This is a genomic window from Corynebacterium sp. KPL1995 (genome assembly GCF_000477935.1).
Classification (GTDB): domain Bacteria; phylum Actinomycetota; class Actinomycetes; order Mycobacteriales; family Mycobacteriaceae; genus Corynebacterium; species Corynebacterium pseudodiphtheriticum.
Window position 1 is genome coordinate 977,446 of the sequence record NZ_KI515715.1, and the last position, 17,808, is coordinate 995,253.

The 17,808-nt window shown below is 54.5% G+C and carries 16 protein-coding genes; 13 read left to right on the forward strand and 3 right to left on the reverse strand.

Features of this window, described 5'->3' with window-relative positions; all coding sequences use genetic code 11:
• Positions 1-96: 96 nt before the first annotated feature.
• Entirely contained in the window at positions 97-795 is a 699-nt protein-coding gene (locus HMPREF1292_RS04275) for a response regulator transcription factor (protein WP_023018892.1), read from the forward strand.
• 31 nt (positions 796-826) lie between these two features.
• On the opposite strand, the gene HMPREF1292_RS04280 is transcribed toward HMPREF1292_RS04275, so the two are convergent.
• Complete coding sequence (locus tag HMPREF1292_RS04280; RefSeq protein ID WP_023018893.1) at positions 827-1,729, reverse strand: hypothetical protein; 903 nt, start codon at positions 1,727-1,729, stop codon at positions 827-829.
• 33 nt (positions 1,730-1,762) lie between these two features.
• Between HMPREF1292_RS04280 and HMPREF1292_RS04285 the strand changes: the two genes are divergently transcribed.
• The 5 genes from HMPREF1292_RS04285 to HMPREF1292_RS10765 all read left to right on the forward strand — a co-directional run bounded on the left by HMPREF1292_RS04285 (position 1,763) and on the right by HMPREF1292_RS10765 (position 6,022).
• The gene (locus tag HMPREF1292_RS04285; RefSeq protein ID WP_023018894.1) at positions 1,763-2,692 is read left to right on the forward strand and encodes a Ppx/GppA phosphatase family protein; all 930 of its coding nucleotides are present in this window, start codon (positions 1,763-1,765) and stop codon (positions 2,690-2,692) included.
• Between the two features lie 11 nt (positions 2,693-2,703).
• Positions 2,704-4,152, forward strand: a complete 1,449-nt coding sequence (locus HMPREF1292_RS11355; protein WP_023018895.1) for a hypothetical protein — start codon at positions 2,704-2,706, stop codon at positions 4,150-4,152.
• A gap of 165 nt (positions 4,153-4,317) precedes the next feature.
• On the forward strand, positions 4,318-5,124 hold the full coding sequence (proC, locus tag HMPREF1292_RS04295; RefSeq protein WP_027017487.1) for a pyrroline-5-carboxylate reductase: 807 nt from the start codon (positions 4,318-4,320) through the stop codon (positions 5,122-5,124).
• A 353-nt stretch (positions 5,125-5,477) separates the two neighbouring features.
• Positions 5,478-5,669, forward strand: coding sequence for a helix-turn-helix domain-containing protein (locus HMPREF1292_RS04300; RefSeq protein WP_021352134.1), 192 nt, complete (start codon positions 5,478-5,480; stop codon positions 5,667-5,669).
• 251 nt (positions 5,670-5,920) lie between these two features.
• On the forward strand, positions 5,921-6,022 hold the full coding sequence (locus HMPREF1292_RS10765) for a 30S ribosomal protein bS22 (protein ID WP_003855542.1): 102 nt from the start codon (positions 5,921-5,923) through the stop codon (positions 6,020-6,022).
• Between the two features lie 155 nt (positions 6,023-6,177).
• On the opposite strand, the gene HMPREF1292_RS04305 is transcribed toward HMPREF1292_RS10765, so the two are convergent.
• Positions 6,178-7,809: an HNH endonuclease signature motif containing protein gene (locus tag HMPREF1292_RS04305; protein ID WP_023018897.1), complete on the reverse strand. Its 1,632-nt coding sequence runs from the start codon at positions 7,807-7,809 to the stop codon at positions 6,178-6,180.
• Positions 7,810-8,026: 217 nt separating this feature from the next.
• Positions 8,027-8,992, reverse strand: coding sequence for an HAD family hydrolase (locus tag HMPREF1292_RS04310; RefSeq protein WP_369707193.1), 966 nt, complete (start codon positions 8,990-8,992; stop codon positions 8,027-8,029).
• A gap of 600 nt (positions 8,993-9,592) precedes the next feature.
• Here HMPREF1292_RS04310 and HMPREF1292_RS04315 point away from each other — a divergent pair.
• The 7 genes from HMPREF1292_RS04315 to hemE all read left to right on the forward strand — a co-directional run bounded on the left by HMPREF1292_RS04315 (position 9,593) and on the right by hemE (position 17,761).
• Entirely contained in the window at positions 9,593-9,817 is a 225-nt protein-coding gene (locus HMPREF1292_RS04315) for a glutaredoxin family protein (protein WP_034645779.1), read from the forward strand.
• A 259-nt stretch (positions 9,818-10,076) separates the two neighbouring features.
• The gene (locus HMPREF1292_RS04320; RefSeq protein WP_023018899.1) at positions 10,077-11,543 is read left to right on the forward strand and encodes a glutamyl-tRNA reductase; all 1,467 of its coding nucleotides are present in this window, start codon (positions 10,077-10,079) and stop codon (positions 11,541-11,543) included.
• A 71-nt stretch (positions 11,544-11,614) separates the two neighbouring features.
• The gene (hemC, locus tag HMPREF1292_RS04325; RefSeq protein WP_023018900.1) at positions 11,615-12,508 is read left to right on the forward strand and encodes a hydroxymethylbilane synthase; all 894 of its coding nucleotides are present in this window, start codon (positions 11,615-11,617) and stop codon (positions 12,506-12,508) included.
• A gap of 279 nt (positions 12,509-12,787) precedes the next feature.
• Positions 12,788-14,524 (forward strand): uroporphyrinogen-III synthase, encoded by a 1,737-nt coding sequence (locus HMPREF1292_RS04330; protein WP_023018901.1) that lies wholly within the window; start codon positions 12,788-12,790, stop codon positions 14,522-14,524.
• A gap of 175 nt (positions 14,525-14,699) precedes the next feature.
• The gene (gene hemB / locus HMPREF1292_RS04335; RefSeq protein ID WP_023018902.1) at positions 14,700-15,689 is read left to right on the forward strand and encodes a porphobilinogen synthase; all 990 of its coding nucleotides are present in this window, start codon (positions 14,700-14,702) and stop codon (positions 15,687-15,689) included.
• Positions 15,690-15,762: 73 nt separating this feature from the next.
• On the forward strand, positions 15,763-16,578 hold the full coding sequence (locus HMPREF1292_RS04340) for a hypothetical protein (RefSeq protein WP_023018903.1): 816 nt from the start codon (positions 15,763-15,765) through the stop codon (positions 16,576-16,578).
• Positions 16,579-16,663: 85 nt separating this feature from the next.
• The gene (gene hemE, locus HMPREF1292_RS04345) at positions 16,664-17,761 is read left to right on the forward strand and encodes a uroporphyrinogen decarboxylase (protein ID WP_051137362.1); all 1,098 of its coding nucleotides are present in this window, start codon (positions 16,664-16,666) and stop codon (positions 17,759-17,761) included.
• The last annotated feature ends 47 nt before the right edge of the window (positions 17,762-17,808 follow it).

Consider the following 17,808-nt stretch of genomic DNA (forward strand, 5'->3'; position numbering starts at 1 on the left):
GCTGTTATAGAATCGCCCCTGTGGCAGGAAACAGGCTGCGGCCGTCGAGCCGGCGAAACGTTACACGCCGTTGAACGTCGAAAGGACACAAGCCCCATGGCTACTGTTTTGATCGTGGAAGATGAAGAGTCGTTATCTGATCCGCTGGCATTTCTTCTGCGCAAAGAGGGATTCGAGACGGTCATTGCCGCTGATGGCCCCACGGCGCTGTCGACGTTTCAGTCACAACACGTCGATATCGTTTTGCTGGATCTGATGCTTCCCGGGATGTCGGGCACTGAGGTGTGTAAGAAAATCCGGCTTACCTCGCAGGTTCCGATCATTATGGTCACCGCACGTGACTCTGAGATTGACAAGGTGCTCGGGCTCGAGCTTGGCGCCGACGACTACGTGACCAAGCCATATTCTGCTCGTGAACTCACCGCCCGCATCCGGGCGGTGCTGCGTCGAGGGGCCGAGAAAAACACAGAAGCAGAGACTATCGAGGCCGCCGATAACGTTTTGGAAGGCGGCCGCGTGCGTATGGACGTCGACAGCCATATCGTTTACGTCGATGGCGAAGCAGTTCCAATGCCGCTGAAAGAATTCCACCTGTTGGAATATTTGCTGGAAAACGCCGGACGCGTTCTTACCCGCGGGCAACTGATCGACCGCATCTGGGGCTCTGATTACATCGGCGACACTAAAACCATCGACGTGCATGTCAAACGGTTACGCTCCAAAATTGAACCGGAACCATCCCGCCCGACACACCTGGTGACTGTGCGCGGGCTAGGTTATAAGTTCGACGCCTAGTTTCTTTCAGGTTTAATTGTTTCTTTCAGGTTTAATTTCCAGTTGCCGCCTGCGTCGCCGGATGCTGGGGGAGATTCACGCCTGCCGCGCGGGCAGCATCACGCATCTGGCAGTGGTTCGCCAAAATTTCGTAATTGCGTTGGCCCATTACCGCCACCAACTCTTCCCGGTGTGTCTTCCACAACGGATCAGTCGTCGTATGACACTGCGGAGCCGAAGAACACCACCAGTCGAATTCCTCGCCACCGTTGCCCCACGCGCGGCGGTCATACTCACTGATTACCGTGCGTAAAATTTCCACTTCGTCGCTGCGAGTTTCATAATCCTCGTGTCGACGAATAGGAACCTGCCAGCATACTTCGGGCTTAACAACGGTTAGCTCTTCATCCTCTGCGACTGCCCACTGGTGTAGCGCACACCCTGCGCCAGTTGCCCAGCCATGACGGTTGGCGAATATACAACCACCATCAACAGTGCGGGTTTTCAACGACGGCTCCATTTCACCATCCTCGTTTTCCTCTTCGTCCCACACTAGCCACGGCTCTAACTCGCCAGCAGGCGCTATTCCCGACAAGTGCTCATCAGTATTGCTCGGGCGCAATTGCCAGTATTTCGCGGGCATGTTGCGGACGGCGTCGAAAAGTTGATCCTGGTCGGTTTCGTCGGCAAGAAACGCCCCATGCGTGCAACAAGCCACGTCGGTAATTCCTTCGCGGATGCCGAAACAATCCGAGGTGCCAAACTTGCAACTGTAATGAGATTCAACCCATGTCAGGTCGACGGAAAAGACATGCTCGGGATCGTCCGGGTTGGTGAATTCGAACCACTCGCGAGCAAAATCCGGGGCAACCTCCCGGCCAGCACGAATAGATTTGCCGGCAGGAGAGTTTGCAGGAAAACCAAGGAAAATGGAAGAAGACTGTGCGTGATTCACACCTAGACACCGTAGACCGTTTAGGCTAGGAGTGTGCGATTAGGTGTAATTGATGTGGGCAGCAACACTGTCCACCTAGTAGCAGTAGATGTTCGGGACGGCGGTCGGCCAACGCCCATGAGCGATTGGAAGACTTCGCTAAAGCTGGTGGAGCAGCTCGACGCTGACGGAAATATCCACGAGCGAGGTTTGAAGAAACTGATCTCGTCCGTTGGGGAAGCTAAAGAACTCGCCAACAAACTCGGATGCGACGAATTCATGCCCTTTGCCACGTCTGCCATTCGCTCCGCCACGAACTCCGCCTATGTGCTGGATGAAGTGGAAAAACAGACGGGGGTGCGCTTAGAAATCCTCTCTGGCAAGGACGAAGGCCGGTTGACATTCCTGGCTGTACGACGTTGGTTTGGCTGGTCGGCTGGTCGCATCACGAACATTGACATCGGTGGCGGCTCGCTCGAATTATGTACCGGCACCGACGAGCACCCCGATGTTGCCAGTTCGCTGGATTTGGGTGCCGGCCGGTTGACGTATAACTGGTTTGATGCGGATCCGCCGGGAAAAAAGAAAATCAACACGCTGCGCGACTACATCGACGCTGGGCTCAAGGATGTTGCCGCCGAGATCCGCGCCTACGGTGCCCCAGGAATCGCGGTAGGCACCTCGAAGACAATCCGTACCCTGGCGCGACTTACTGGTGCCGCTCCATCGTCGGCAGGGCCCTATGTACGACGTAACCTGACCGCACCAGGTTTGCGTCAATTGATCGCATTCATTTCCCGCATGACTGCCGCCGACCGAGCCGAATTAGAAGGCGTGAGCAATGACCGTTCGCATCAAATCGTTGCCGGTGCTTTAGTTGCAGAAGCTAGTATGCGAGCATTAGGAATCGACGAACTCGAAATCTGCCCCTGGGCACTGCGCGAAGGCGTAATTCTGCGTCGCATCGATAAAGGACTGGAATAGGGAGAAACAGCATGTCTGACGACAAGCAATTAACAGTCGCGGAATTGTTGGCCCGCGCCGGGAAAGAGAACTCCGATGGCCAAGGGAAAGCCGGCGCTCAAGGCGGTTCTGGTGCACGGAAATCCGGAGGCGACTCGGAGAAACCACGTCGACGTCGGCGTCGCAGCATGGAAGACGGCGGAGGTGTCTCCGTCGCTGAGCTGACTGGGTCGTTTCCGAAAGTCACCGCGAAGCCAAAGGAATCCAAGCACGGGTCCCCCATTGATGAGACCAGTAGCAATGAGGCCAGCAGCGGTGAGACCAGCAGCAACAAGGGTGCAAAAGCTGCAAACGCAGGTTCCGGGGCTGCGCAGAATGCGGCGACGGAAAAACCATCGGGACCAAAAGCGCCTGTGGCTGCCGAAAAGAAGCAACCGGCAACACAGTCGGTGTCTCCGGCAACACCGCCAACTACCCGGAAGAAGTCCAAAACCATCACGGTTGGCCATAAGAGCGGTGACAAAAACAATGGCGGTACAGGGACAAAGACCGGTGGACAGGCCAACAGTGTTCAGGATTCCAGCCAAGAGAAGGTAAGCAGTGTTAGTGCTGGTGCTAGCGGTAGTGCTGCTGGTATTGGTAGCGCAGCTAAAGGTGTTGGTATCGGTAACGCCGGTAACGCTGCTGGTGCTGGAAGTGCTAAAGCTCCAGAGAAACCGACACCGGCCTCAGACGAGACCGCAGAAATCTCCCGAGTTACCGACACTACGAGCGCACGAACTGAGGGCGGTTCTGATAAACAGAACCAGCGCCCCAACGGCCGCGATCAGAAGAACCACGAACGCAAGGAAACTAGTCGCAAGGACTCCGAGACGACTGGTGAGATTCCGCGTGTGCAAGGCGGCAAGCCAGTTGATAAAGCTGCGAAGACAGCGGACACCGCTAGCCAGCCGGTGAAACCGGGTAAGCGAGCTGATGACGATACCTCCGAATTTCAGAACATTCCGGATTCGCTTACGCAGGCAGCCGCGGGTGCCCCGGTTGGTGGGGCTGGCCAAGACGGTGCAAAATCTACCGGAATAAATTCCACGCAGAAGAAAGCTGCTCAGGGTGCTCAGCAGACAGGGCAGCCTGATAATTCGGCGCAGGAGAATGGTCAACCGTCGGGCGGACCATCTCCCGTCCACGCTGATGCGGATCAGGATGACGCAGTCTCCGAAGGCGAAGGTATGAGTCCGGTTGCGGTGATTTTACTGGCACTGGTCGGCATCGTGCTTGGCGTCGTCGTATTCAAGGGCTTCGAAATGCTTTGGGGTGCTCTGAATAACTACCTGGTTGCCGCGTTGGCAGTCGGCGTTACCGGTGTTATGGCTGGCATAGTTCACGCCCTGCGCACGGAGCGTGATGGATTGTCGATGACATTGACGGCTATCGTGGGCTTGTTGTTGACTTTTGGTCCGGCGATCTTGGTAGTGCTCTAGTGTTTCAGTGATTGGCTATCTCGCCGCTTGGGACAAGAATGTCTAAAAACTGGTTGTGGTTAACACGACCGTCACGAGCTAAGCTATGAACTCGATTGCACATTAAACCCCTAGTCTTCCACAGTGTGGTGGCTAGGGGTTTTGCTTTCTGGCATCGTAGAAACCATGACTAACATTGCAGTTCTAGGTGGAGGCCAGATCGGAGAAGCTCTCGTTTCCGGTCTCGTAGCCTCTGATTACGACCCAAAGTCCATTACCGTGACTAACCGCAGCGCCGAGAAATCGAGCTACTTCGAAGAAAACTACGGTGTGCACACTACTTCGGATAACGCGGCTGCGATCAAGGACGCCGATTATGCGTTTTTGTGCGTCAAGCCTTATCACATTATTGATCTGTTAGAAGATGTTTCCGAGACTCTGCAGTCGAGGGAAGGTAAAACTGTGGCCGTATCCATGGCCGCAGGTTTGACCTTAGAGGCTATGGAAAAAGCGGCTGGCAGCGGGGTGCCAGTGGTTCGTGTGATGCCAAACACCCCGATGCTGGTCGGTAAAGGAACTAACGCTGCAGCGCCAGGAAGCAGCGTATCCGATGAACAGATGTCGGGAGTTTCAGAACTGCTCGAGGCAGTTGGTGAAGTAGTCATCGTAGAAGAAGGCGATATGGATGCTGTAACCGCGATGTCAGGTTCCTCGCCAGCGTATTATTTCTTGGTCACTGAGGCTCTTATCGACGCCGGTGTGCAGATGGGGTTGAAGCGCGATGTCGCCGAGAAACTGGCTACCAATGCCGCCCACGGTGCAGGAAAGATGCTGACGGATTCTGGTCGCGATCCAGCAACCCTTCGGCAGAACGTCTCTTCTCCAGGTGGCACCACTGTGCATGCTCTTCGTGAACTTGAAGAGTCTGGTCTACGTGGCATGTTCTTCCGTGCAGCTGAGGCCTGTGCTAACCGCTCCAAGGAACTTGGCTAAAACTTCTTTTATGCAACGGCAGGACACTTGCTCGGTGATATGACTGTCTGGTTGTTTAATGCCTACTAAAAACCTCGCCGCATCATGACCGGTTGAGCTTCAGAGATAACGCCCGCCGACCGCATCGTTGCCAGAATAGATACTGGCACTGGCGTGGTGCGGCGGGTTTTGCGTACTTGTGTGCAGTTACGTTCCAGGAGATATACGGGGGTTGCAAGCGATAGATGGGATTAATGTGCAGGGCGGGTCGCAATAGTCACAAGTGACACGCTAGACTAGTTTGAGCACGTGCGTGTGAAGTCCTGCGGGAGGGGAAGCCTGCAGCGCACTACGAGCTGAAGGGTGAGATACATATGGCACATGAAGACAAAGGAACGTTTCTGACCATCGCCGAGGTTGCGGAGATGATGCGCGTCTCGAAAATGACGGTCTACCGCCTTGTGCACGCTGGCGATTTGCCGGCTGTTCGCGTGGGACGTTCTTTCCGGGTTCACGAAGAAGCCGTGAACGAGTACCTGCACTCGTCGATTTACGAGGTTGGGTAGTTTTACGGACTCATCACAATAGCGATTGAGTTATTACCGGAACTTGCAAACCTTTAATCGGCTTTGCACCCTCGCGGCAGGCATCTGTTGATGCAGGGACACCGAGCCAGGCTACGTCATTAAGACTTGCCAGTTCTGGGAAATCCCCGGAGTTTGCCCAGATTTGGGTAAGCTTCTTGACAATCGCTAAAGTGTGAGCATTAGTGTCGGCAGTTTGTACACATATCAACTAAGAATTGAGGGTACTGACCATGGGTTCAGTCATTAAGAAGCGCCGTAAGCGCATGTCCAAGAAGAAACACCGCAAGATGCTGCGCCGTACTCGCGTTCAGCGTCGTAAACTGGGCAAGTAAACTAGCGCACGTTATTCAGTTGGAGCCAGATCCTATGTGGTCTGTCTACCAGCACGCACCCTGTGGAACAGGCTGGAGTTCGGCATCCAAATTACCGTCGAGTCTCCATGTCACTAGTTTCCACAGGGATTTTGTGTATCTAGTGCAGATCCGGGCTATGCGGCTCTGTTTTTGGTGCGCGCCTTAGTCGGCGTTGGAGAGGCTGCCAGCAACCGACGACCTGGAGCATTGTGTGCGGCAATCGTTTCATTGATGTCGATCTTTCCGGTGCTGGGGTTAAATTTGCCTACAAGATGAGTATCGTTTTCTCTTTCCATGTGGCCCATGTTGTTTTGGCCGTCACGTTGGTCGTTATTGCCTCGGTGATGATAGGCGCAAAGTAGCGTGAGGTTTTCGATGTTGGTCTTTCCACCGTGAGAATATGCAGTTATGTGATGGCCTTCGCATTTCGCCGCTGGCTCTGAGCAGCCAGGGTGGCTACAAACTAGCTGCATTGCAGTGAGAAAGGCTCTTTGGATCTGAGTCGTGTTGCGTACTGAGCCCGCGTCGAGAAGCTTTGCCTTGCCATTGTCCGTGATTCCAAGATGGCATTCGGAGATTCCCAATTGCATAATTTCTGCCGGGGTTAGCGTAGTGCCGGTATCTGTCCGGAACCTCGTTCGTGGTCCCATATTTAGGTAGTCATCGATTGTGCCGACCAGCACCAGTTGCGCAGACACTCTAGCAGTTGTTGTTTTCTCTGCTGATTCCGCTGTGACTTGGGACGCTTCCGAGTTTGGTGTAGGCCCGAATATAGCGTTCATGAAGTAGTCGTGGACAAATTGTGAAAGTGTTCGAGTCTCCGTGACAGTGGCGTCGGCCTGACGGGCTTTCCAGACTCGTGTGGCTTTTGCCCGAATAGCTTCAATGCGCGTGGAGAAGACAGGGTCGGTGGTAATTCCGAAATTTATCATTCCGTTGGGAAGCTCTCGGGGTTGAGAAATGTAGCGCTTAGAGCGTGCAGATTCTTGGGTTGCCCGTGCCTTAGCAGGCGACGAATAAGCGTCAGGATGATTATTTGCGTTGCGTATACGCTCACGACACCAGTGGGTGAGGTCGGCACAGTTGCGTCCCTTGTCAGCCTCTTTCATGGATTCTAGACGAACCTGGTGTTTTCCTGGCACCGCGGTGTCGTTAAGGTGGCGTAACTCCCGATCAATTACGTCGACCTTGTCTGTGGAAATTTGTCGTGCAAGTTCACGACCGGTAGATTGGGCATATCTTTCCTGGTTAAGCTTGTTTTTTGCTAAACGCATCCGTTTTGATCGCTGATTGCTAGATTCAACTTCGACTTCCTCGTCATCTGGATCGTATTCGGCGATATGGATGTGTCCGTAGGCGGTTGTTGCGCGATTTTTTACAGTATTGGCGTGTGATGTGGAATAACCTAGGCGTTTGGTATAAAACCCACGAGCGGTCGTTGTACCTACCAATCGACCAATTTCGGTTCGCTCTGCACACCATGCAAGAGAAGTTTCGCTGGATCGACGGGCAGAAGCAGCCTGGGAAAGGTATTCGAGTGCTTGCGCAATAGACGCTCTGTGGTCGAGGTGTTTACTTTTAGATTGCGCTAGTTCATCGCAAAGATCTGCTAATTCTGCGTCTAATTTTGAGAGGATGGACGCAATGTCGGAGATTCGTTGCCAAGCGTCTGCCCGTTTTTGGTTATGTAGGTGTGGAGGACGTTTCCGGGAACCATGCTGGTGCTGTTCTGGGGAAAACTCACGTAGCTTGCCTAAAGGTGTCATGGAACTGACGTTAAGAGCCCGGGGCGGATAGTTGCAGTGGAAATGGGGAACAGTCCGAAAATCTGTGGAGAAACGGAGTTATCCACAGCTAATGATGGGGTTGGGTTGCAGCAAAAGATGAAGGAATGTTGCTAAATTTATTGGGCAGCAACCTGTGCTTGAATTACCTAGCTTTTGATTTACCTGGCTTTTGGTTTGAACGGTGGCTATTTGCTTTCTATGTGGTGGATTTTTTCTTAGAAGGCCCTAATATTTTCCAGCCACCGTAAGCACCGTAGGAAAATAGTGCGGTAATTAATGCTGGTACACCGAAGGACCGCACAGCCTTGCGTAGGGAACGGTAGTCGTTGATTTTCCACCCCCGCGATTCTGCTTCCTTGCGCAGTTCCCTATCTGGGTTAATAGCTACGGCGGTGCCGACCATTGTCAGCATCGGAATATCGTTGATTGAATCTGAATAGGCAGTACAGCGATCAAGATCTAGCTTCTCCATCGCAGCCAAAGCAGCGACTGCATGTTTTTTACCTGGTCCGTGCAGGATGTCGCCGACTAGTCGTCCAGTGAATTTGCCGTTTTGCACCTCTGCCACGGTGCCAAGCGCACCTGTAAAACCAAACCTTTGGGCTAAAATTTGGGCCAGTTGCACAGGTGTTGCCGTCACGAGCCATACTTGTTGGCCGGCTGCCAAGTGTTTGTTCGCTAGTTCACGGGTAGCAGGATAGGCTTTGTCTGCAACCCGTGAGTCCACGATTTCTTGGCAGATGTCGTTGAGCTCTTCTACGGTGCGGCCTTTAATAAATTCCAGGGCTTGTTCGCGCCCTGAGGCTACGTCATTGATGTTTTCGGAGCCGGTAACGCGGTATTTTATTTGTTTCCACGCGATCGGGGCGATATCGCGCAAGCGAAAAAACCGCTTCCGTGCCAGGCCCATAGCGAGAACGACGAGTGATGATCCTTGAATGAGGGTGTTATCTACGTCAAAAAACGCAGCTGCGCCGATGTCTTGCGGTATGGCGGGGTCGGGCTGAGTAAGTTTAAAGCTTCCTGCGGCTTTCACTGATCCCGAGACCGAGGCGACGCCCGAGTCAAAGTCGGGGAGGCCGATGCCAAAAGTTTCGCTAATGGCGTTTGCGGCGGCGGCTTCACCGGCTTCTTGTTGGTGTGCCTCGTCCAGTGGTGGCATAACGGTGTTTTCTAGGAAACGTCGTAAATTGCCGCGACTTGCAGACCATTCCGCGAGGAAATCTTCTGCTGAGTTCGGCCCACTGCCGTCAGGATCAGACAAGAAATTCACTCGCTAAACTTTACCTGTTGTATGTAAAAACCCATTAATATTTCGTGCTGTATTTTCTCTGGTGTAGAACTGCTTGGGCGAATTTTCGGGGGCCAGTTCAACTGCGGTCGGGTGGATTGGCCAGATAGTATGTGGTTGTGGAGCGGTTTCTAGTCGCCTTGAGAGTGTAGTTCGGGGAATACTGTGTTCGAGATGCAAGCAGAATTTGGTTACCCAGTGTGCAGCTAAGATGGTGCCAGGAAGCTGGCGTTGAGCCGCACTGGACCTGGGGCTAGAGCGGCCCGCAGAACATAGACCCGTATAGCTTAGAAGTTAGAGAGGCTAGTTTGCATGATGAATGACGCTTGGCGATCCGGGGAGTCCGCGATGCAATCGCGTCACGATAATTCTGTCGGGGTCGCTCGAGCTGAGGAAGATGCCACCGAGAATAAGGCTGAAGCTGGTTATATTCCTAGACCTAACCCCACGCCCACGCACATCGTAGAATTGATGGTTCGGACAAATTGTGGGTCGTGTGTTCGCGTTCGCGAGCAGATCGCCCCAATCGTTGCAGCCGCAGATGCAAAACTGGTCGTGCGTAACGTTGATAATGATGCTGGGCTTGCGGTCGAGTTTGGAGACCGGGTGCCGGTGGTGGTTCTTGATGACGAGGAATTCGCGTGCTGGGAGGTCGACAACGATGAGTTGGCCGCTGCTTTGCAGAATGGGCTCTAGGAGCTGCTAATTTGCTTGCCCATTGCCCTGGAGATTCTGCTTTCTGTGGCCATTGGGGCTATCCTTTTGGTTGATATCATGGGTAGACCTCAGCCGTGAGTGTGGGCCTACCCAAATCCGGGACAGCTGGAGGGCTCTAGCTGGAGTGCCCTAACTGGTGGGCGCGGTGTGCTGGGCGAAGCCCTGAGTCGTTCCAATCGTGACGCGGATTACTGTAGTTAAGTTTTGTAGTTGAGTTAGTGAGATTGCGGAGGAAAATGTGAGCGTGCTCGTCGTGGGAATGTCCCATCGTTCGGCTCCGGTCGCTTTGTTGGAGCGACTGAGCGTAGATGGCATGCAACGCGAGGAGACGAATGCTGAGCTCGTGGCCACTTCGTCGCTGAGTGAGGCAATGATCATCTCCACGTGCAACCGCTTGGAGGTCTACTGCGTCACGAATTCATTCCATTCCGGAGTTCAAGATGTGGTGGAAGTCCTGCACCGTATTTCTCACATTGCTATCGATGAACTGCGTAGCTATCTCTACGTGCGGTATGCGGATGCTGCTGCTGAGCATATGATGGTGGTCGCTTCCGGGTTGGACTCCATGGTGGTCGGTGAGCAGCAAATCATCGGGCAGGTACGCAAGGCGTACCAGCGTGCAGTAGCCGCAAACACGGCTGGAAAAACTCTTCATGCCCTGGCGCAATCTGCTCTGCGAGCAGGAAAGAGAGTGCATACCGAGACTAAAATCGATGAGGCAGGCGCATCTATGGTTACTGTTGCGTTGAACGAAGCGCTGCAGTATATGGATTTGGGTTTGCAGAGCGGTGATGCCTCCGCAACTGTTCACACCCCTGACCATGTCGACGAGCCTTTGCTGATCGGGCGTACAGCTTTGGTATTGGGAGCCGGCGCGATGGCGTCCTTGGCTGCCACACATCTGGGGCGGTTGGGCGTCGACAAGATCATTGTTGCTAACCGCACCCGCGAACGGGCTGATAATCTGGTCGACCATGCGCACCAAGCTGGCGTGTGTGCAGAGGCTGTGAACTTCGAAGACCGTCAGCAAGTTTATGGCAAAGTAGACATCATCGTTTCGGCGACGGGCGCAGACAATTACACGGTCGACCGGGCTTCCATTCCGGAACAGCGCCACGGTCACCTGGTACTCATTGACCTTTCATTGCCACGCGACATTGCGGATGACACCGCAAAGCTTCGCGGGGTTGATCTGGTCAACATCGAGAGGCTGCATCAGTCGTTGACGTCGCAAAGCGATGAAGATACCACTGTCGGCCACCAAGACGCGAAACGCATTGTTCGTGAGGAGTTGCAAGCCTTTGCTTCTGAACAGCGTGTACGCGAAGTGGTCCCCGCAGTTTCTGCCTTGCGCAAGCATGCTGCTGGCGTGATTGAGTGTGAGATGGCGCGTCTTCGGCAAAGGCGTCCGCATATGTCGGAGGATGATTTCGGACAAGTACAGGTAGCGATTAGGCGTGCCGTCGACAAGCTATTGCACGAACCCACCGTGCGGGCGAAAAAACTCGCAGCGGAATCAGGCGCGGTCAGCCATGAAACAGCACTCCAAGAAATGTTTGGTTTGGAGATCGATGGTAGCTCGATTGCTGTCGATGCCGATGAGTTACCGTCCGTGCAGGAAGTTATTGCTCTGGGTAATAACGCCGGGAACCATTCCAGGGCCGACGATAAGGCTGGGACGAATAAAAATTCCGTGGATAATTAGCGTTAAAGAATCCCTTTAAAAAGCTTTAAGAGACGCAGAAGGCAACCCGCATGGGGCCTAAGGAGTAGAACATGTTGCAGATTGGTACCCGGGGCTCGAAGCTAGCTACTACCCAGGCTGGCCACGTGCGTGACTGGATTATTGCAGCTGGTGCGCCCGCGGAGTTGAAGATCGTTAAAACGGAAGGCGATGTGAATATGGCCCCGGTTGAGCGTATCGGAGTGGGCGTATTTACACAGAAACTGCGGGAAGTACTTGATGCAGGAGGCTGCGACGTGGCCGTGCACTCGTTTAAAGACTTGCCGACGGCTGCGGACGACAGGTTCCATTTGGTAATCCCGAAGCGCGAGGACAACCGGGAAGCCCTGATTGCGCGCGATGGTCTGCGCTTGGATGAATTACCGGAAGGTGCCCGCGTGGGTACTTCGGCGCCTCGCCGAATCTCACAATTGCTGTCCTTACGCCCGGATCTCGATATTCGTCCTCTGCGCGGGAATATCGAAACGCGAATGAGCAAGATTGACGACGGCGAACTCGATGCAGTGGTATTGGCATATGCCGGGCTGATCCGAAATGGCTATCAGGACAAAGCGACCCAGGTTTTTGCTGTAGATGAAGTGATGCCAGCTCCAGCGCAAGGGGCATTAGCCGTGGAAGTACGCATGAATGATGCTGCGGTTGTGGAAGTCGTCGACAAGCTCACCAGTGTCATCGACCGTGACTGCGCATTTGCGGAACGCGTGGTGCTGAATCGTTTGGAAGCAGGATGCACCGCTCCGGTCGCGGCGTATTCCACCTTCGATGAGCAGACTGGAATGATTACTGCCCATGGTGGGGTGTTTGCACTGGATGGGAAAAAGAGGTTGCTCGCCGCTGCCAGCGGTACCGACCCTATCGCGGTAGGCGAAGAGGTCTCGCAGGCATTGCTTGCCGACGGCGCTGTGGAACTCCTGGGTGATTCCTAGCGCACCACCGGTGCCACGCTGGGACACTGAGATTGGGTGCTAAAGGGGTGCATACTACTCGCCCTAAGGGCGCAACCTGACGTTAACCCTCGAGTTTCAATGAGTCCCGACTAATCCGTTTGTTTTTTAGTTTTCCGGCGTCTACTTTAAGCTGGTACTAGCACACGATAATGCACCGTCTACGGTTTGGGTCCGGTTAAAGGCAAAACCGCAGATGACGGTGCTTCGTCGTGGTTTATTTTTGTTTACTGTCCGTGACCGCGCGTAGAAAAGGTCTATATGAGCAACGCCCCCTCCGTCGCCCACCAAGGCAAAGTGGTGTTCGTCGGCGCCGGACCCGGCAACCCGGACCTTCTAACAGTTCGCGCCAGGGAAGTACTCGCGTACAACGCTATTGCGGTCGCAGACTCGCAGGTGCTTGCTGGGGTACGCGAAATTGTGGGCTCGGCACTGCCAGTGCCCCAAGAAAAACTAGATGCTGCAGAGCAGGAATACGCCCGCATGTGTGCTGAGGCGAAAGCCCAGGGGGCTCGTCGGAAGCCGCCAAGGCCAGCAGCCCCGACGGCTGCTGATGTGCGGGAGTTTGCTGGTTCGGAGCAGGTCGTCACCCAGCTGCACACGGCGTTAGAAGAGGCCGGAGGCAGTGATGTTATCCGGTTGGTTGCCGGTAACCCATTAAATCGGGAAGCGATTTTGGCGGAAATCTCCGCTGTGAGTGCCGCTGGCATGGAATTCCAGGTGGTTCCTGGGATGTCGTTGCCTTCCACAGTGCCGTCGTTTGCAGGATTAGCACTGGGCTCAACCTACACCGAAGCCGATATGACCGATGGCGACGTCGACTGGGACCAATTGTCTGTCGCCACACAACCTATCGTGTTGCAGGCTTGGGCTTCGGACTTGCCGACGATCGCCGACGAGCTGAGCACGCGTGGGATGAGCGTTGACACCCCCGCGTTTGTCACAGTCAATGGCACAACACGCTTGCAGCGCACCTATGAGGCGACCCTAGCAACGCTGGGCAAGCTGAACGCAGAGCTTGACGGCATCTTAGTGGTGACCTTAGGGCGCAGCTTTGATGACCGTTCCAAGTATTCCTGGTGGGAGAACCGCCCCCTGTACGGTTGGCGGGTGTTGGTTCCGCGCACGAAAGAGCAAGCCGGTCCAATGTCGGCGCAGCTGGCTTCCTATGGGGCAATTCCGCAATTGGTGCCGACGATTTCTGTGGAACCGCCGCGAAACCCAGCCCAGATGGACCGCGCAATCAAAGGCATTGTCGAAGGACGCTATAAATGGGTCGTGTTCACCAGCGTGAACGCGGTAAAAGTAGTTTGGGACAAGATCGCGGAATTGGGCCTGGATGCCCGCGATTTTGCTGGCGTGCACTTAGCTGCGGTGGGAGGAAAAACCGCCGAAGCTATTCGTGAAAAAGGCATGGTTCCGGAAGCTTTGCCGAAGGCAGACGCACAAAACGCTCATGGCTTGGTGGAATCTTTCCCACCATATGTGGAAGATATTGACGCTGTTGGTCGCGTCCTGCTGCCGCGCGCGGATATTGCCGGTGATGCGTTAGTAGACGGGCTACAGGCGCTCGGTTGGGAAGTTGACGATGTGGTCGCGTACCGGACGGTTCGCGCGGCTCCACCATCAGCGGAAACCCGCGACATGATCAAAACGGGTGCCTTTGATGCGGTGGCATTTACCTCCGGGTCGACGGTGCGCAACCTCGTGGGCATCGCGGGGAAACCACACCAGCGCACTATCATTGCTTGCATTGGCCCGATGGCGAAAGCCGCGGCAGAAGAGATGGGGCTGCGCGTCGACGTCGTCCCGGAAGTCGCTGATGTTCCACATCTTATCGATGCCCTGGCGGACCACGTGGCACACCTCCGCGCAACGGGCAACCTTCCGGCTCCGCGGAAAAAACGTCGTACGCGTCGGAAAGCGGCGGCTTCGGTAAGTACTGATTCTGGAAAAGCTGCCTCTGGAGAAGCTGATTCTGCAAGTACCAGTTCTTGAAATACTGATTCTCGAAATGCTAGTTCTTGAAATTTGCTGTCGGAAAGTAGTACGCAGGCAAAACACCAGTTAGAGTCGAGCCACCGTGTTGTTTCGCTGACTATGTAACTGACTATGCACTAGCTCCACAGCCCCTCTTACCTGGAAAATAAGAAATTTAAGGAAGGTCCCCGAAGTGGATTACCCGCTGTCCCGTCGCCCCCGCCGCCTACGCACCACCCCCGCATTACGGGAATTAACAGCGGAGACGCACCTGCGCCCCGCTGATTTCATCCTTCCGATGTTCATCGCTGATGGTTTGGACGAGCCGAACCCGATTTCGGCGATGCCGGGCGTTTCTCAGCACACTTTTGATTCCTTGACCCGAGCTGCAGAACAAGCACTGGAACAGGGAGTACGTTGCGTCGATTTATTTGGAGTCCCTCTCCCAGAGCACAAGGATGAGAACGGATCACAAGCGTGGGCAGAAAGCGGCATCTTAAACCGCGGGATCGCACACCTGCGCAAAGAGTTCGGCGATGACTTGCTAATCATGGCTGATACCTGCCTGGATGAATTCACCAGTCACGGACATTGTGGGCTTCTTGACGCCAACGGAGACGTGCTTAACGACGCAACAGTGGATTGTTACGTGGATATGGCAGTGAGTCAGGCGGCAGCAGGCGCACACCTGGTTTCTCCATCAGGAATGATGGATGGTCAGGTGGCAGCGATCCGCCAGGGGCTGGATTCTGCAGGGTATTCCGATGTCGCGATCATGGCTTACTCGGCGAAGTATGCGTCGGCGTTTTTTGGCCCGTTCCGGGAGGCCGTCGGTTCTTCATTGCAAGGGGATCGGCGTACCTACCAACAAGACCCGGCAAACCGACGGGAATCCTTGTTGGAGGTGCAGCTGGATATTGATGAAGGCGCAGACTTTGTCATGGTAAAGCCTGCTCTGGCGTACTTGGATATCATCAGCGAGGTTGCCGAGTTTTCCCCTGTGCCAGTTGCCGCCTACCAGGTTTCTGGTGAATATTCGATGATCCAAGCTGCTGGTCATAACGGTTGGATTGACCGTGATGCCGTAATGATGGAGTCATTGTTGAGCATTAAGCGTGCGGGAGCCAATCAAATCCTGACGTACTTTGCGACGGATGCAGCCCGGCTGTTAAACCAGCGCTAAGAAGATGCCCGCCGGGTGGCCCGTTCTGTCTTCTACCGTGCACAAAAACCACACAGTGTATAAGGTGCACCCTATGGTGAATTTGCAGCCTCAGTCCCGCGAGCCAGAGTTGTCGACTAAGAATGCCGCAAAGGCGAACAGCGTTTCACCAAGGGCTGATGGCGCGAAAGGGAAGAATTTGCAGGAGCAGAGTGTGACAAGCCCGTCCCCGAAAAAATCCCAACGCCCGCAACAGCCGGAATCTGTGCGTTTTTATACGCGGCTGTGGGCGTTCGTACTGGTTGTGGAGTTTGTCCACCAAGTTCTCAATATCGCGCTGGCGCTGTGGGATCCTTCCGAACTGCAAGCCCAGGCTGCTAGCAGTATCGAAGAAAGCGGCCAAGCAATTAGTGAGAGTTTGCTGAACTTTGGTGTTTATGGCTCGATCGTATTGATGGGGCTGATCTCCGTACTGCTGCTTGGACTACTGGCAACGATGCTGTATTTGCTTAATAAGCAACATAAGCGGGCAGGTTTGGCACGGCGGATGCTGTTTTTCTTTGGCCTATATTTCACGTTCCGCCTGGTTGTGATTTTTGGGTCTTCTGGCAACCCGTTGTCCGAAATTCCGGAAGTTTTCTACATTATTGACGGCAATCTGCAGGTTCTTGTTGGTGTTGCTGCTGTCCTTACTCTCATATTCGGAGGCCGAAATGAGACGCTGGACTACACCGGGGAGCTAGAACGTATGCGCCAGATGGAGCAAGAGCTACGCGCTGAGCAGGAACGGCGGGCGCAAAAGAAAAAAGAGAAGCAAGCTAAGAAGCAGGCGGAGCGCGAGGCCCGAAATTCCGGGAAAAGCGAAGATGCCCCAAAAGCGCAGAAGATCTCGCAGGACGCAGAGCGCTAAAGAAAAAATGCTGGTGGAAGTTCCTGCATGACAGCCTAGGGACGCTGCTAGGCCGGTTTCGTTCTAGGTTGCGACCTCGTGGATAATGGGAGCTATGACGCGTCGGAATTTAAACAATTCGCCTTTCCTCGATGCCGCCTCTGGGCGGACCCCAAGCCGCACTCCGGTGTGGTTTATGCGCCAGGCTGGCCGTAGCCTTCCTGAGTACCGGAAGTTGCGCGAGGGCACGAGCATGTTGGACGCGTGCTTTCAGCCTGAGATGCTCGCTGAAATTACAATGCAGCCTGTGCGGCGCCACGATGTCGACGCCGCGATTTTGTTTTCAGACATTGTGATCCCGTTGAAAGCAGCGGGTGTTGATGTCGAAATTGTTCCGGGGCGGGGGCCGGTGATGGCGCAGCCTGTGCGTACGCCTCAGGACGTGCACGATCTACCGGTGCTGGACGACGACATTTCGGAGGTATCCGAGGGAATCGAGATAATTCTGGATGAACTGACGGATTCGCAGGCGCTGATTGGTTTTATTGGTGCGCCGTTTACTTTGGCTAGTTACCTCGTGGAAGGTGGGCCGTCGAAAAACCATGAGCGTACAAAATCGTTGATGCATTCTGATCCAAACACCTGGCATTTGCTGATGGAGAAAATCACCCCTACGGTGACGCGATTTTTGCAGACGCAGATTACGGCGGGAATTGATGCCATGCAGCTGTTTGACTCCTGGGCTGGGTATCTCACAGAGCGTGATTACCGTGAATTTGTGTTGCCGTATTCGCAGCGCATTCTGGAATCGGTGCGAGGTGAGATCCCCCGTATTCATTTTGGAGTCGGCACCGGTGAGTTGCTGGGTGCCATGAGTCAGGCAGGTTCTGAGGTTATGGGTGTGGATTGGCGCGTGCCGCTGGATAGTGCAGCTGAGCGAATTTGCCAGGTCGCGGGGCCACGTGTGTTGCAGGGCAACTTGGACCCAGCAATTTTGTTTAGTGGCGAGCAGGCGATGGCCCGCGAGATTACCCGTATTAAAGGGGAAGCTGCGGCTGCGGTTTCCGCTGGTAATGCCACGGGACACATTTTCAACTTGGGGCATGGCGTGCTACCTAACACAGTCCCGGAAGACATTACGAAGGCTGTGGAACTTATTCATGAAACTGGTACTGGGGCAGTTGCTGCGCCAGGAACTCGTTGAAAGAGCATGGACGCCGGAACTCGCGCGTCTAAAGCTATCTAGACGGC